General features: G+C 70.8%; 12 protein-coding genes. 3 read left to right on the forward strand and 9 right to left on the reverse strand.

The features are described from left to right. Positions 1 to 3 precede the first annotated feature (3 nt). Positions 4 to 891 carry a response regulator transcription factor gene (locus tag GQR16_RS11660; RefSeq protein ID WP_157415316.1) on the forward strand — a complete coding sequence of 296 codons (888 nt, stop codon included), beginning with the start codon at positions 4 to 6 and terminating at the stop codon, positions 889 to 891. 85 nt (positions 892 to 976) lie between these two features. Here GQR16_RS11660 and GQR16_RS11665 read toward each other — a convergent pair whose 3' ends face one another. Then, positions 977 to 2,473: a glycosyltransferase family 2 protein gene (locus tag GQR16_RS11665; RefSeq protein WP_157415317.1), complete on the reverse strand. Its 1,497-nt coding sequence runs from the start codon at positions 2,471 to 2,473 to the stop codon at positions 977 to 979. A gap of 184 nt (positions 2,474 to 2,657) precedes the next feature. Between GQR16_RS11665 and GQR16_RS11670 the strand changes: the two genes are divergently transcribed. Next, positions 2,658 to 3,260: a hypothetical protein gene (locus GQR16_RS11670; protein WP_157415318.1), complete on the forward strand. Its 603-nt coding sequence runs from the start codon at positions 2,658 to 2,660 to the stop codon at positions 3,258 to 3,260. A 9-nt stretch (positions 3,261 to 3,269) separates the two neighbouring features. Here GQR16_RS11670 and GQR16_RS11675 read toward each other — a convergent pair whose 3' ends face one another. The 5 genes from GQR16_RS11675 to GQR16_RS11695 all read right to left on the reverse strand — a co-directional run bounded on the left by GQR16_RS11675 (position 3,270) and on the right by GQR16_RS11695 (position 9,419). Beyond that, a complete protein-coding gene (locus GQR16_RS11675; RefSeq protein WP_157415319.1) occupies positions 3,270 to 4,427 on the reverse strand; it encodes a GGDEF domain-containing protein in 1,158 nt (385 codons plus the stop codon). Next, positions 4,424 to 6,031, reverse strand: coding sequence for a sensor histidine kinase (locus tag GQR16_RS11680; protein ID WP_157415320.1), 1,608 nt, complete (start codon positions 6,029 to 6,031; stop codon positions 4,424 to 4,426). Before GQR16_RS11680 ends, GQR16_RS11675 begins: the two co-directional genes overlap by 4 nt. 86 nt (positions 6,032 to 6,117) lie before the next feature. Then, complete coding sequence (locus GQR16_RS11685; RefSeq protein WP_157415321.1) at positions 6,118 to 6,816, reverse strand: SGNH/GDSL hydrolase family protein; 699 nt, start codon at positions 6,814 to 6,816, stop codon at positions 6,118 to 6,120. A gap of 71 nt (positions 6,817 to 6,887) precedes the next feature. Next, on the reverse strand, positions 6,888 to 7,943 hold the full coding sequence (locus GQR16_RS11690; protein WP_157415322.1) for an aspartate-semialdehyde dehydrogenase: 1,056 nt from the start codon (positions 7,941 to 7,943) through the stop codon (positions 6,888 to 6,890). A 201-nt stretch (positions 7,944 to 8,144) separates the two neighbouring features. Continuing rightward, positions 8,145 to 9,419 (reverse strand): aspartate kinase, encoded by a 1,275-nt coding sequence (locus GQR16_RS11695; RefSeq protein ID WP_157415323.1) that lies wholly within the window; start codon positions 9,417 to 9,419, stop codon positions 8,145 to 8,147. 115 nt (positions 9,420 to 9,534) lie between these two features. Between GQR16_RS11695 and GQR16_RS11700 the strand changes: the two genes are divergently transcribed. Further along, the gene (locus GQR16_RS11700; protein WP_157415324.1) at positions 9,535 to 10,029 is read left to right on the forward strand and encodes a hypothetical protein; all 495 of its coding nucleotides are present in this window, start codon (positions 9,535 to 9,537) and stop codon (positions 10,027 to 10,029) included. Positions 10,030 to 10,092: 63 nt separating this feature from the next. Here the strand turns inward: GQR16_RS11700 and GQR16_RS11705 are convergent, their stop codons facing one another. From GQR16_RS11705 to GQR16_RS11715, 3 genes are all read right to left on the reverse strand, one after another. Further along, entirely contained in the window at positions 10,093 to 10,455 is a 363-nt protein-coding gene (locus tag GQR16_RS11705; RefSeq protein WP_157415325.1) for a nuclear transport factor 2 family protein, read from the reverse strand. A 155-nt stretch (positions 10,456 to 10,610) separates the two neighbouring features. Next, complete coding sequence (gene recR / locus GQR16_RS11710) at positions 10,611 to 11,207, reverse strand: recombination mediator RecR (RefSeq protein WP_157415326.1); 597 nt, start codon at positions 11,205 to 11,207, stop codon at positions 10,611 to 10,613. A 3-nt stretch (positions 11,208 to 11,210) separates the two neighbouring features. Further along, a complete protein-coding gene (locus GQR16_RS11715) occupies positions 11,211 to 13,772 on the reverse strand; it encodes a DNA polymerase III subunit gamma and tau (protein WP_157415327.1) in 2,562 nt (853 codons plus the stop codon). Positions 13,773 to 13,837: the final 65 nt, after the last annotated feature.

Below are 13,837 nucleotides of genomic sequence, written 5' to 3' on the forward strand. Positions count from 1 at the left end.
CACATGACGGCACGTGACCGCGTCGCGGTGATCATCGAGGACGACGCGGACATCCGCCGACTCCTCGAGGAGGTGCTCGAGCAGGGCGGATTCGAGACGCACAGCGCCGGCAACGGACTCGACGGGGTCGAGAAGGTGCGCCGCTACCGGCCCACGCTCACGACCCTCGACGTCAGCATGCCCGGCATCGACGGCTTCGAGGCGGCCAAGCGCATCAGGGCGTTCAGCGACACCTACCTCATCATGCTCACCGCCCGGACCGAGGAGATCGACACCCTCATGGGGCTCGAGTCTGGCGCCGACGACTACATCGCGAAGCCGTTCCGACCTCGCGAGCTCCGGGCCCGGATCGACGCCATGATGCGACGTCCACGGCTCGCCGCGTCCGGCGGCGACGGCGATCAGTCGGCTTCGCCCTCGACGGACACCGTGCCGCCCGACGTCCCGGCCGGCGAGAAGGCCTCAGCGCAGCCGGGTGCGCCCGCCGAACCCGCGACGGCAACGGCATCGCCGCCGTCGGCGGCCGTCGTCGTGCCGGCGACCGCCGCGGGCGACGAGGACTGGATCGAGCATCGGGGCCTGCGGGTCGAACCCGACATGCGCCTCGTGGTGGTCGACGGCGAGGAGGTCGAGCTGACGCGCAGCGAGTTCGACCTGCTCAGCCTCATCATCTCGTCGCGTCGGCGGGTGCGCAGCAAGGCCGATCTCGCCCTCGCGCTGCGAGGCGAGAGCTACGTCACGTCGTACTACGTGAGCGACGCCGACAAGCGGGCCGTCGAGGTGCACCTCGCCAACCTGCGCCGCAAGCTCGGCGAGAACGCCAGCCAGCCGCGCTGGATCGAGACGGTCCGCGGAGTCGGCTACCGCCTCACCGCCGACGACGGCGCCTGACCGGGACGACGGATGCCCCGCCTCGAAGTTCGAGGCGGGGCATCCGTTCGTTCCGCCGCGAGCGTCGCGCCCGCGGCATCCGTCATCAGACCTTGTAGCCGTGGTGGCGGCGCACCAGCTTGCCGAACATGCTGAGCGTCTGCAGCACCGTGATGGTGCCGAGCACGGGCCAGCCGACCCAGAGGATCGAGGACTGCACGACGGGGCTGAGCTGGGTCCAGATCGCGACCATGGCGATCACCGCGGCGAGCGCGATCAGCAGCGGTGCCAGGTAGGCGTGCCCCGAGCCGCGCTCGGCCTTGGCCTGAGCCGCCCAGTTGTCGACCTGCTTCTTGCTGGCGAACTTCGTCCAGGCTCGGGCGAAGTGCCCGATGCGCACCCACATGTACACCTCGGCCGGCAGCAGCAGCACCGCGAACAGGATGTCGCGCGCCGAACGGCTCTCCATCGACAGCGCGATGCGGAGGTTCAGGAGGATCGCGACGACGGGCGGGATGAGCCAGACGGGGCTGAACACGAACGCGCCGATCGAGAGCGACCCGGCGAGCAGCACGAGGAACAGGATGCGGCTGAGGGCGTTGATCACCATCGACGCGTTCTCCCACCAGCGCAGGCGCAGGTTGGGGTGGAAGGGCTGGCCCTTCGTGTCGCCGCGCTGCCCGGGCCACATGAGCTCGATGGCGCCGTAGTTCCACTTCACCTGCTGGGCGTCGAGCGCCCGCAGCGTGGTCATGCCGCCGACGTCGGCGCGAGCGCGCGCGCTGATCTTCGTGAGGTACCCGGCGCTCTTGATCTGGAGCGAGAGGAGCGAGTCCTCGACCTCGCTGTCCTTGACCCAGGGGGTGGTCTGGCGGTTCGCGGTCATCGCGTCGCGCAGGGCGTGCGTGGCGAAGATCGAGTACTGGCCTCCGAGCACCGCCATGTTGCGGCCTCGAAGCATGTTCTGCATGTTGAACGCGGCGAACTGCGCGCGCTGGCCGGCGATGAGGAACGGGGCCACGACGCCCGTCATCTCGCGGTCGTCGATCGAGTAGATCGCCGAGATGCCGCCGATGCGGCTGTCCGAGGCGATCTCGGCCTCGAGGAACTCCACGGCGCGCTCGTCGGCCACCGTGTCGCCGTCGACGCCGAGCAGGAAGTCGAGGCCCTCGACGAGCGTGTAGCCGTAGTTCAGGGCGCCGACCTTCTTGTCGGGGTTCTTGCCGATGTCGTGCACGAAGATCTCGGTGAACTGCTCGACGCCGTCCGCATCGACGCGGGTGTGCGCCCCGGCGAACGTCGCGGCGACCTCGACGGTGCGGTCGGTCGTGTTGTTCACGACGACGTGCACCACGTCGGGCAGCCGCGTCTGGGCGAGCAGCGACTCGAGGACGGCCCCGATCGACGCCTCCTCGTTGTAGGCGGGGACGATGCACCCGATCGTCGATCGCGTCGACGGAAGGGTGTCCACGAGCGCGGCGAAGTCGTCGACGTACGCTTCGAGTTCGGGAGCGGGAAGCGGCCGGACGTACGATTCTGCGATGCCCGCGCCGTCTCGCGTGACGGCCCCGTGGGCGATGGGGCTGGCGACGACACCGGTCATCATGGAACTCCTTCGACGATCTGGGTGCAGCGTCCCCGCACCACGTTCCGAGTCTGGCGGGGCGACCTCGGGTTCAGCGCTGGGATGCGATAGCGTCGGCTCAAGATCTGCTCAAGATTCCGGCGTTTGGGGGGCCAGACGTCGCCGGACCGGAAGGCATCCCGTGCGCGAGCGACCCGTTCACATGTCCGTCACCCGCATCGCGGCGGTCGGGGTGATCTCGGCCGCGGCGTTGCTCGTGTCCGGGTGCTCGGCACCGCCGTGGCTCTCGGCGGGCGGCTCCCCGTCGCCATCGGCATCGGCATCGCCGACGAGCACCGCGGCGCCGGTGCAGAACGATCTCGCGGCGGGCGCGGTCACCCGCACCGTCGAGGTCGGTGCGATCACGCTGACGATCGACTACTGGTCGACGCTCCCGATGGACCAGTGGACCGCCGCGGCCAATAAGCCCCTGAGCTTCGCGGTGCACGCGACGGTGACCCCCGCCGACGGCCAGAAGATCTACCTCTCGAGAGTCACGGCCACCCCCGTCGTCGCCGGAGACGACGGCGCCCTGCCGGCTCCCGACCCCATCGTCGACCAGGCGAGCGTCGCGCCCGGCTACCTGGTGCTCGACCCCTACAGCTACAGCCAGACCTTCATCGTGCCCGCCCTCGACAGCGCCGCCACGAGCCTCGAGCTCACCGTGAAGTACGAGCTCCTGCAGCAGTCCACGCCCACGTCGAGCGACTACGCGAAGCAGACCGCGGTCGACACGCTCTCGATCGCGATCGCACCGGAGGACTGACCGCGGCGGTCAGTCTGCGACCGCGACCACGCCGCCGCCCTTCGCACGTGCGGATGCCGCGGCATCCCGTGCTGCGGCCATCAACCCGTCGAAGTCGTACCCGAAGCGATCGGTGCCCGCGAGGCCGATGCTCGCCGACAGTCGCAAGCCCTGCGCGGCCTCGATGCGATGCTCCCGCAGCCCTCGCTGGACCGCCTCGGCGTCATCGACGGCCAGGTCGAGCCGTGCGAACGGCGCCACCAGGACGAGTGATCCGCGCCCGTCGTGGCCGATGTCGGAGTGCGGCGACCCGTGCCGCCGCACGACCTCGGTGAACTCCGTCAGGAGCTGGTTGCCAACCGATCGGCCGAACGCCGTGTTCAGGGCATCCAGCTCGTCGACCTCGATGCGCAGGAACACGAGCTGCTCGTCGTGGTAGTTCGCGCGCTCCAGCCAGTCCTCGACGATCTCGCGGAACGAAGCGTCGTTCAGCACGGCATCGGGAGCGTACGACGGCACGGTGTCGCGTCGGTTCGAGGTGCGCGGCACCCGTTCGCCCTGGAGGACGACGAGACTCACGACGGCGACGACCATGAGCGAGATGAGCACGAACCCGGCGGCCTGGGTGCCGAGTGCGGCCCTGAACCACGGGTCGTCGGGGCCGAGCACGACGAACGCCGCCGCCCTCGTGGCGTAGTACACGGTGACGACCACGAAGATGACCGTCAGGCCGCGAGCCGCCCAGTGCACGCGCATCGGCGTCCGCAGCGTCTCCCACGCGCCGAGCGCGGCGAAGAGGGCGATGAGCGAGAACATGACGATCGCACCGGCCCAGTCGCCGCCGTCGGCCCCCTGCGCGACGACGGCGACGACCGCTGCACCCGCCGCGACGAGGGCGACCCAGGCGAGCTCACGTCGACCGTTGTACGCCCGCGCGCCGGACCAGAGCAGGGCCGGGCTCAGCACGACCGCGCCGTTGCCGATCGCCACGGCCCACCACGCCTCGGGACTCACGATCCACGTCGCGTACGACAGCGACGCGAGGATGCCCGACAGGAACGCGACCGTCCACACCCGCCCCGCGGCATCCGCCGTGCGGAGCACCGTGTCGAGGATGAACATCACGGCCGCCACGATGGTGACGGTGATGACCGCGAGCTGCATGGTGTACGGATCGATGGTGGTCATGCATCCTCCTGGCCCGCGGTCGGCAGCGTGACGATGACGGTCGTGCCGACGCCCTGCGTGCTCTCGATCGTCAATCGTCCGCCGTGCCGTTCGACGAAGTCGCGCGCGATGCCGAGACCGAGCCCGCTGCCGTGCACGCTGCCCTTGCGCACCGACTCCGAGCGGAAGAACCGATCGAAGATCTTCGGCATCTCGGCCTCGGCGATGCCGATGCCGGAGTCCCGCACGACGATCCAGGCCGTGCTCTCGTCTGCGGTCACCCCGATCGAGACCTCGCCGCCCTCGTCGTTGTACTTGATGGCGTTCGAGAGCAGGTTGTCGACCACCTGCCTGATGCGGAAGGGGTCGGCACGGACGATCACGCACTCGGCCGACGTGATGTTGACGGTGATGCCGCGCTCGTCGGAGCGAGGACGGAGCGACTCCACCGAGTCGCGCACGATCGCCCCGAGATCTGCGTCGTCGAACTGCAGGAGCGGGGGCGCGTCGACCTGACGCGCGCTCTGGAGGATGCTCGCGATGAGCTCGAGCATCCGCTCGCCGTTGCGCTCCATGATCTCGAGGTTGCGCCGCACCGAGGCCGGCAGCTCCGGATCGTCGAGCGAGAGCTCGATGTAGCCGAGCACCGAGGTCATCGGCGTGCGCAACTCGTGCGAGACCGAGGCGACGAGGTCGTCGCGGGCCCGGATCGCCCGGAGCTCGGCCGTCACGTCGCGCACGACGAGCACGCTGCCGTCCGGCTCGTTGTCGACGTCGTACAGTCGGCGGGCCGTCGCGGCCACGGCCGCCAGCTCCTGCCGTTCCGTGGGGATCCACGTGATGACGTCGTCGAACTCCTCCCCGTCGGCGGCCCGGTTGAAGGGGAGCTCACCCGGTTCGAGGGCGGTCGCCCGATCCTCGGCGAACGCCATGCCGTGGCGGGCGTCGTCGGGTCGCCCGATCTCCAGCCCGTAGAGCCTCGCGTATGCCGCATTCATGATCGCGCCGCGTCCATCGCGGTCGAGCCGCACGACGCCGAACTCGACCGCGTTCAGCACGTCGGCGATGAGCGCCTCCTGACGGCTCGCCCGTCGCAGTGCCCGCTCGAGCTGGGTCGCCTGCGAGCGCAGCAGCACGCGCTGCGCCGCGGCGCGTCGATTCGACAGCACCGCGCTCGTCGCGACGAAGAGCAGCGCGATCGGCAGCAGCACGACCCCCGGCACGCCCGCGGCGGCGAACTCCCGCTGCGCGAGGATCTCCGACGTCCAGACCAGCACCGACGCGGACCCGACCGAGATGACGGCCCCGCGCACCCCGAAGTAGCTCGAGAGCCAGATGGTGGGGAAGATCCAGAGCAGGCCGACGCCGACCGCCGGGTCGCCGATGCGCATGAGGCCGATGGCGACGATGTCGAGGATCGGCACGACCATCACGAACTCGCGCGGCAGCCGATGCCAGGGCGTCACGACGGTGACGCCCGTCACGACGAACGCCAGGAGGATGCCCGCGAGCACGAGCGGTTTCGCCATCGAGCTCGGCGCGAACGCCTGGAGGGTGAAGACGACGACGATCAGCGCCGCGCCGAACAGCAGTTGCGAGAGGATCACCGAACGGTCGAGGGTCACGCTGCCCCTCTGAGGCTCCCCCGATGCCCGCATGCAGCGAGCCTACTCGGGCGAGTCGGGCACGGGCCCGAGGCCGCCCCGGCCGGTCACAGCCCGAGCGCCCGCAACTCGGCGTCCATGCGGCGCGCCATCTCGGCGTACCCGTCGTCGTTCGGGTGCAGGCCGTCGGCCGCCATCCACTCCGGGTGCCCCTCGATCCAGTGCGAGGCGCCGCCGATCCAGTCGGCGTCGACCCGCTCGGCGCCGTCCTCGACCCATCCGATGATCTCCTCCACCGACGCCGGGCGTTCATCGGTGTACCAGAACGGCTCGACCACGATCAGCCGGGCCTCCGGGAGTTCCGCGGACAGCCGCGCGAGGTCGGCGTCGATCGCCGCTCGGATGTCGTCGGCGCGCGACGGCATCGAGAAGTTGTCATTCAGTCCCATCGTCACGAAGACGAGGTCGGGCGCGGGCTCGTGCGCGACGATCGCCTCGACGAGGTCGGGCTCCGGCCCGCCGATGTCGGGATCACGGTTGTTCACGAACCCGAGCCCGTTGACGCTCGGGTTGAACTCGTCCCAGCCCCGATCGGCGGCGATGATGCTCGACCAGCGCCGCTCGGGCGAGCTCGCGCCGGTGCCGAGCGTGTACGAGTCGCCGTAGAAGGCGACGACGGGTGCACCGGCCGGCACCGCGTCATCCGCCTGATCGGATGCCGGTGCGCCGGCGCAGGCCGCCAGCAGCAGTCCGACCGCGCCGAGTCCTGCCACCGTGCCGAACGCCCGCCTGCCCCGAGTCCTCATGGAGGTGGTTCGTGGCCGGCGGGCGTTCGGATGGTCGGCGTGATCGCCTCGACGTGATCGTCTCGCGGGGGTCAGACCGCCGCGGGCAGCTTCGCCGCGATGAGCTCGGCGATCTGCACGGCGTTCAGCGCCGCGCCCTTGCGCAGGTTGTCGTTCGAGATGAAGAGCACGAGGCCCTTGCCGTCTTCGGCCGACTGGTCCTGGCGGATGCGGCCCACGTAGCTCGGGTCGGTGCCGGCCGCCTGCAGCGGGGTCGGCACGTCGCTGAGTGCGACGCCCGGAGCGGCCGAGAGCAGCTCGGTCGCGCGGTCGGGCGTGATCGGGTTGGCGAACTCGGCGTGGATCGAGAGCGAGTGGCCGGTGAAGACGGGCACGCGCACGCACGTGCCCGCGACGCGGAGGCCGGGCAGCTCGAGGATCTTGCGGCTCTCGTTGCGGAGCTTCTTCTCCTCGTCGGTCTCGAGGTCGCCGTCGTCGACGATCGAGCCGGCCAGCGGGATCACGTCGAACGCGATCGTGCGCGGGAACTTCTCGGCGGGGGGGAACTCGACCGCACGGCCGTCATGCACGAGGTTGATCGCGTCCTGGGCGACCGCGGCCCGCGCCTGCGCGAGCAGCTCCTCGCCACCGGCGAGTCCCGCGCCCGACACGGCCTGGTACGTCGAGACCATGAGGCGCTCGAGTCCGGCCTCGTCATGCAGCACCTTGAGCACGGGCATGGCCGCCATCGTGGTGCAGTTGGGGTTCGCGATGATGCCCTTGACGGCCTCGTCGATCGCGTGCGGGTTGACCTCGCTCACGACCAGCGGAACCTCGGGGTCCATGCGCCAGCCGCTGGAGTTGTCGACGACCGTGACGCCGGCCGCGGCGAAACGGGGCGCCTGCGCCTTCGAGAGCGTCGCACCGGCCGAGAAGATCGCGATGTCGAGGCCCGACGGGTCGGCCGTCGACGCGTCCTCGATGACGATGTCTTCGCCCTTCCAGGGCAGCGTCGAACCGGCCGAACGCGCCGAGGCGAAGTAGCGGATGGATGCGACCGGGAAGTCGCGCTCCTCGAGCAGCTGGCGCACGACGGCGCCGACCTGACCGGTGGCGCCGACGACGCCGATGTTCACTCCGTGTGCCATGCGTGTATCCCTATCTCTTCGGGTTCGCGGAATCACCGCGACCCGGACGATCGTCATTCCAGTGTGCCGGACGTGGATGCCGCTTCAGGACCGAAATCGAGCATTCGTCCTGTTCTGGCAGCTTTCACCCGATCTGCGGCAGTCCGTCGGCTCTCGACGGATGCCGCGGCATCCCCTCGTGTGCGAAGCAGCCGGCCTGGCTCAGCGGCCGGTGCCGCCGTGCACGACCGCGTCGACCTCGGAGTCGAGCCCGAACGCCGTGTGCACCGCGCGGGCCGCGTCGGCGACGCTGTCGGCCCGGGTGACCACCGAGATGCGGATCTCGCTCGTCGAGATCATCTCGATGTTGATGCCGGCCTCGTAGAGGGCCTCGAACAGCTTCGCCGAGACGCCCGACGCGTTGCGCATCGCGTTGCCGACGAGCGAGAGCTTGCCGATCTGGTCGTCGTACTGCAGCGACTCGAAGCCGATCGAGTCCTTCGCGTTGGCGAGGGCCGTGAGCGCCTTCTCGCCGTCGGCCTTCGGCAGCGTGAACGAGATGTCGGTGCGACCCGTGGTCGCCGCCGAGACGTTCTGCACGATGACGTCGACGTTCGCGTTGGTGTTCGCGACGATCTTGAAGATCTTGGCGGCGACGCCCGGCTTGTCGGGAACCCCGACGACGGTGATCTTGGCCTCGGTGAGGTCGACGGCGACACCGGCGATGACGGACTCTTCCACAGCTGCTCCTTCGGGAAGACGCGAGGGGTCGTAGACGATGGTCCCCTCGGTGTTGTTGAACGACGAGCGCACGTGCAGCGTCACGCCGTGGCGGCGCGCGTACTCCACGGCACGGATGTGCAGGACCTTGGCTCCGGATGCCGCGAGCTCGAGCATCTCTTCACTGGTGATGCGGTCGAGCTTGGCGGCCTTCTTCACCATGCGCGGATCGGACGTGAACACGCCGTCGACGTCGGTGTAGATCTCGCAGACGTCGGCCTGGAGCGCTGCCGCGAGCGCGACCGCGGTCGTGTCGCTGCCGCCTCGACCGAGCGTGGTGATGTCGCGCGACTCTCGGCTGAAGCCCTGGAAGCCGGCGACGATGACGATCGCGCCCTCGTCGAGCGCCTCGCGCAGGCGCACCGGGGTGACGTCGACGATGCGCGCGGCGCCGTGCGTGGCATCCGTGATCATGCCGGCCTGGCTGCCCGTGAAGCTGCGTGCGTCGTGGCCCATGCTCTTGATCGCCATCGCGAGCAGCGCCATCGAGATGCGCTCGCCCGCGGACAGCAGCATGTCGAGCTCACGAGGCGCCTGGATCGGCGTGACGTCGTTCGCGAGGTCCATGAGCTCGTCGGTCGTGTCGCCCATCGCGGAGACCGCCACGACCACGTCGTTGCCCGCCTTGCGGGTCTCGACGATGCGCTTGGCCACGCGCTTGATGCTCTCCGCATCGGCGACGGACGACCCGCCGAACTTCTGCACGATCAAGCTCACGTGGTCTCCAAGGGGGTGGGTGGGGCGCCGGGTTTGCACCTCGGGACGCCGGAACCCCCATCATACGTGCGGCGCGTATGCCCCTCCGGCAATGTGACGGCGCTAGAGTGCGGGCATGGCTGAGGCACTCGAGCAGTGGTCCGAGTTCAACGTCGCGATGGTCGGGGCGACCGCCGCACTCGCCGGTCTGCTCATCGTCGCGATGTCGGTGAACATCGGCACCATCATGCAGTCCAAGACCATGCCCGCGCGTCTCGCGGCGTCGATCGCGGCGCTCGTGCTCGCGATCGCGGTGAGCGCCATGGGACTCATCCCCGGCCAGCCGGTGATCGCGTACGGCGTCGAGATCATCGTCGCCACGCTCGGCGCCGGCGCGTTCCAGTGGCACGTGGTGAGCCTGGTGTTCCGTCAGCCCGGGGTGCCCGCGAACTACCGGCTCGGCCAGAGCGCAGCCGGGGTGTTCCCGATCGCGGCGTTCCTGCTCGGCGGCGTGCTCGTGGTCGTCGGGCAGGTCGAGGCGGGGCTCATCGCCGTGGCGTTCGGCGCGATCCTCGCGATCATCGCCGCGCTCCTGATGGCGTGGGTCGTGCTCGTCGAACTGCTCAGGTGACGGATGCCGGTGGCGGGCCGGTCGTGCTCGGACCCGGGGCGGCGCGTTCCGCGTTCGACGCGTTCAGTCCTTGTGCCCGCGAGCCATGTACCACTCGGTGTACTCGCTCGCGCGACCGTCGGGCGCGAGGCGGATGATCCAGAGGTTCAGGTAGTCGCTGCGGGCCGGGTAGACGGTGCGCCCCTGCACGACGACGAATCCGTCGTGCTCGTGCAGGATCTTCCAGTCGAAGGCCCACGTGCCCGGCTCGTCGAGGTCTTCGAGCCACCCGGCGACGATCTCGTCGCGCCCGACGCGCGGCCTCGAATCGGGGCTCGTGAGGTAGACGGCGTCATCGGTGAACAGGGCGCCGATCTCGGCCGGGTCGTTGGACTGCCAGGCCGCGACGTACCCTGCAACCCACTCGGCACCTCGACTGACGGCCATGACCCCAGTCCAGTCCACGGCGGGGCCTGCGTCAACCCTCGCCGGAACGAGCGGATGCCGCGTCGCGCCGTTCGCTCGACGCATCCGCTCGCGCGGTGCGCCGGGGCCGCCCGACGCATCCTGCCCGTCTGGAACGGCTGATGCGTGGCGCAGCGTCAGCCGACGACGCGACGGCCCTCGAACGCGCGGCCGAGCGTGACCTCGTCGGCGTACTCGAGGTCGCCGCCGACGGGCAGGCCGGAGGCGAGACGCGTGACGCGGATCTCGAGCGTGGTCAGGAGCCGGCTGAGGTAGGTGGCCGTCGCCTCGCCCTCGAGGTTGGGGTCGGTCGCGATGATGACCTCGACGACCGTGCCGTCGGCGAGACGCTGCATGAGCTGGCGGATGCGGAGCTCGTCGGGCCCGATGCCGTCGATCGGGCTGATTGCGCCGCCGAGCACGTGGTAGAGCCCGCGGAACTCGCGCGTGCGCTCGATGGCGACCACGTCCTTGGCCTCTTCGACGACGCAGATCAGGGTCGGGTCGCGGCGCGGATCGCGGCAGATCGCGCACGTCTGCTGCTCGGAGACGTTGCCGCAGATCTCGCAGAAGCGCACCTTCTGGCGCACCTCCGAGAGGATCTCGGCGAGCCGGCTGACGTCGAACTGCTCGGTCTGCACGATGTGGAACGCGATGCGCTGCGCCGACTTCGGCCCGATGCCCGGAAGGCGACCGAGTTCGTCGATGAGTTCTTGGACGATGCCCTCGTACACGCGCTACCCCCGCTCACCGAAGCCGGGGCGCGCGGGCGCCTCGACCTCTTCGAGGAACGTGGCGCCGAGCACTTCGCGCACGACGGCCTCGCCGTAGCGCTGGATGCCGCCGCCGTTCGCCGCGCTCGGGCCCGGGTTCGACCGGCCCTGCGAGCGCGCCGACCTGGCCGGTGCCGACGCCGGTGCGGATGACGCCGCGGGCGCCGACGCCGGTGCCGGCGCGCCGCGCGACGGCTGCGCCCCTGCGGCGCGCGGCTCGTCGGCCGGAGCTCCCCGGTCGTAGTCGGGATCGAACGGCGGCTCCTCGTCGAGCGGCGGAGCATCGGCGTCGTCTGGGACGGTCGGCGAACCGGGTGGGCGGGTCGTTCCGCGGGCTGCGACGGGGGACGCGGATGCCGCGGCTGCGTCTGGACCGGTCTCGACGACCGGCTCGACCTCGCGCGTGAGCACGGCGGTCGCAGTGGCGGGCACCGACGGCGCGGCGAGAGCCTCGGACGAGGCGGCCGGCTCGTCGCGCGGGATCGCGACCGTCGCCCACGAGTCGACCGGCGCGGATGCCGACGTGCTCGACGGCGCGCTCTTGGACGCACGGTTCTTCGAACCGGCGCCCTGCTGTGCGGAATTCGTCTGGGCCGCGCTCGACGCGTCGGAGCTCGCAGCACCCGCGGGTGCGGCGCTCGGCGCGCCCGCGCCCGGCGCTGCGGCCGACGCCGCGGCGCGCGAACCTCCGCCGCCCGGCGCAGATGCGGGAGCAGACGCGGATGCGGGCCCCGACGCGGAACCGTCGCCATCGGCAGGACGGGTGCCGGACGCCGGGGCTCCTGACGACTGCGCGCCGACCACGCGAGGGACGAACTTGACCTGGATGCCGAGCACCTCGGTGATCGCCGCACGCAGCAGCTCGGCGGGACTCTGCGCACCCGCGGAGCCCCTGAGGTCGTTCACGTCGTTCTGGCTCGGGAAGCCGAGCACGAGCACGTCGTCGTCGGAGCGGTAGTCGATGACCTGGGCCGTGAGCGCGGCCATCCATGCCGTGCGCTTGACGCGCTGCAGCGCGGCGAGCACCTCGGGCCACGCGTCGCGCATCTGCTGCACGGTCACCGGTCCGACGGGCTTCAGTCTCGGCACGGCGACCCGTTCGGGCTCGCCGCCCGCGGATGCCGGTGCAGCTTCGGCGGGAACCGGTCGCGAGGTCGCGGCCGCCGACTCGGCCGTCTGCGTCGCGGACTCGGTCGCCGATGCAGCAGGTGCCGCCGATGCAGCAGATGCGGGCGCTGCGGCGGGCGCCGAGACGGCGGGCGCCGGACCAGCGCTGCGGGCCGAGGCCGCGGGGGCGCCGCCGGTCGCTCGGGCGGGCGCTGCGGCGGGTTCGTCGCGAGTGGGGGCGCCACCGGCATCCGAGACGCCGACGCGACGCTCGAGCCGCTCGACGCGGGCGAGCGCGCCGCGCTGGGTGTCGTCGATGGCGGGCACGAGCACGCGCGCGAGCATGAGCTCGAGGTGCAGGCGCGGCGAGGTTGCACCGCTCATCTCGGTGAGGGTCTGGTTGACGAGGTCGGCGACGCGCGAGAGCTCGGCGGCGCCGAACGCCGCCGCCTGCGTGCCCATGCGCACGAGCTCGTCGGCCGGGACGCCGCGCAGCACCGCCGCAGCGGCCTCGGGCGTCGATGCGGCGACGATGATGAGGTCGCGCAGGCGCTCGAGCAGGTCTTCGACGAAGCGGCGCGGGTCTTGCCCGGTCTGCACCACGCGATCGGCGGCCGCGAAGGCGCCCGCCGCGTCGCCCTGGCCGATGGCGTCGACGACCTCGTCGAGCAGCGCGCCGTGCGTGTAGCCGAGGAGTGCCACGGCCCGCTCGTAGTCGATGCTCGTGCCCTCGGAGCCGGCGATGAGCTGGTCGAGCAGCGAGAGGGTGTCTCGCGGCGACCCGCCGCCGGCGCGCACGACGAGCGGAAGCACGCCGGGCGCGACCTCGACGCCCTCTTCGGTGCAGAGCTGCTGCACGTACTCGAGCATGGGGCCGGGCGGCACGAGCCGGAACGGGTAGTGGTGCGTGCGCGAGCGGATGGTGCCGAGCACCTTGTCGGGCTCGGTCGTCGCGAAGATGAACTTGACGTGCTCGGGCGGCTCCTCGACGAGCTTCAGCAGGGCGTTGAAGCCCTGCGGCGTGACCATGTGCGCCTCGTCGAGGATGAAGATCTTGTAGCGGTCGCGTGCTGGGGCGAACACGGCGCGCTCGCGCAGGTCGCGCGCGTCGTCGACGCCGTTGTGGCTCGCGGCGTCGATCTCGACCACGTCGAGCGACCCTCCGCCGCCGCGCGCGAGCTCGACGCAGCTCGGACACGTGCCGCACGGCACGTCGGTCGGGCCCTCTGCACAGTTCAGGCAGCGGGCGAGGATGCGCGCCGACGTCGTCTTGCCGCAGCCGCGCGGGCCGCTGAACAGGTAGGCGTGATTGACACGATCGGTGCGCAGCGCCGTCATGAGGGGATCGGTCACCTGCGACTGTCCGATCATCTCGGCGAACGTCTCAGGCCGGTAACGGCGATACAGGGCGGTGACCACGGCTCAATCGTAGTTGCCGCGTCTGACACCCGTTCCTGACGACGTGGGCGTAGCATGCGGTGATC

Source organism: Agromyces allii (assembly GCF_009749385.1).
Lineage (GTDB): Bacteria > Actinomycetota > Actinomycetes > Actinomycetales > Microbacteriaceae > Agromyces > Agromyces allii.

Bases quoted from the DNA above. Each gene is read 5' to 3' on its own strand.
- GQR16_RS11660 (WP_157415316.1), top strand. From the start codon at position 4: ATGACGGCACGTGACCGCGTCGCGGTGATCATCGAGGACGACGCGGAC.
- GQR16_RS11665 (WP_157415317.1), bottom strand. From the start codon at position 2,473: ATGACCGGTGTCGTCGCCAGCCCCATCGCCCACGGGGCCGTCACGCGA.
- GQR16_RS11670 (WP_157415318.1), top strand. From the start codon at position 2,658: ATGTCCGTCACCCGCATCGCGGCGGTCGGGGTGATCTCGGCCGCGGCG.
- GQR16_RS11675 (WP_157415319.1), bottom strand. From the start codon at position 4,427: ATGACCACCATCGATCCGTACACCATGCAGCTCGCGGTCATCACCGTC.
- GQR16_RS11685 (WP_157415321.1), bottom strand. From the start codon at position 6,816: ATGAGGACTCGGGGCAGGCGGGCGTTCGGCACGGTGGCAGGACTCGGC.
- GQR16_RS11690 (WP_157415322.1), bottom strand. From the start codon at position 7,943: ATGGCACACGGAGTGAACATCGGCGTCGTCGGCGCCACCGGTCAGGTC.
- GQR16_RS11700 (WP_157415324.1), top strand. From the start codon at position 9,535: ATGGCTGAGGCACTCGAGCAGTGGTCCGAGTTCAACGTCGCGATGGTC.
- GQR16_RS11705 (WP_157415325.1), bottom strand. From the start codon at position 10,455: ATGGCCGTCAGTCGAGGTGCCGAGTGGGTTGCAGGGTACGTCGCGGCC.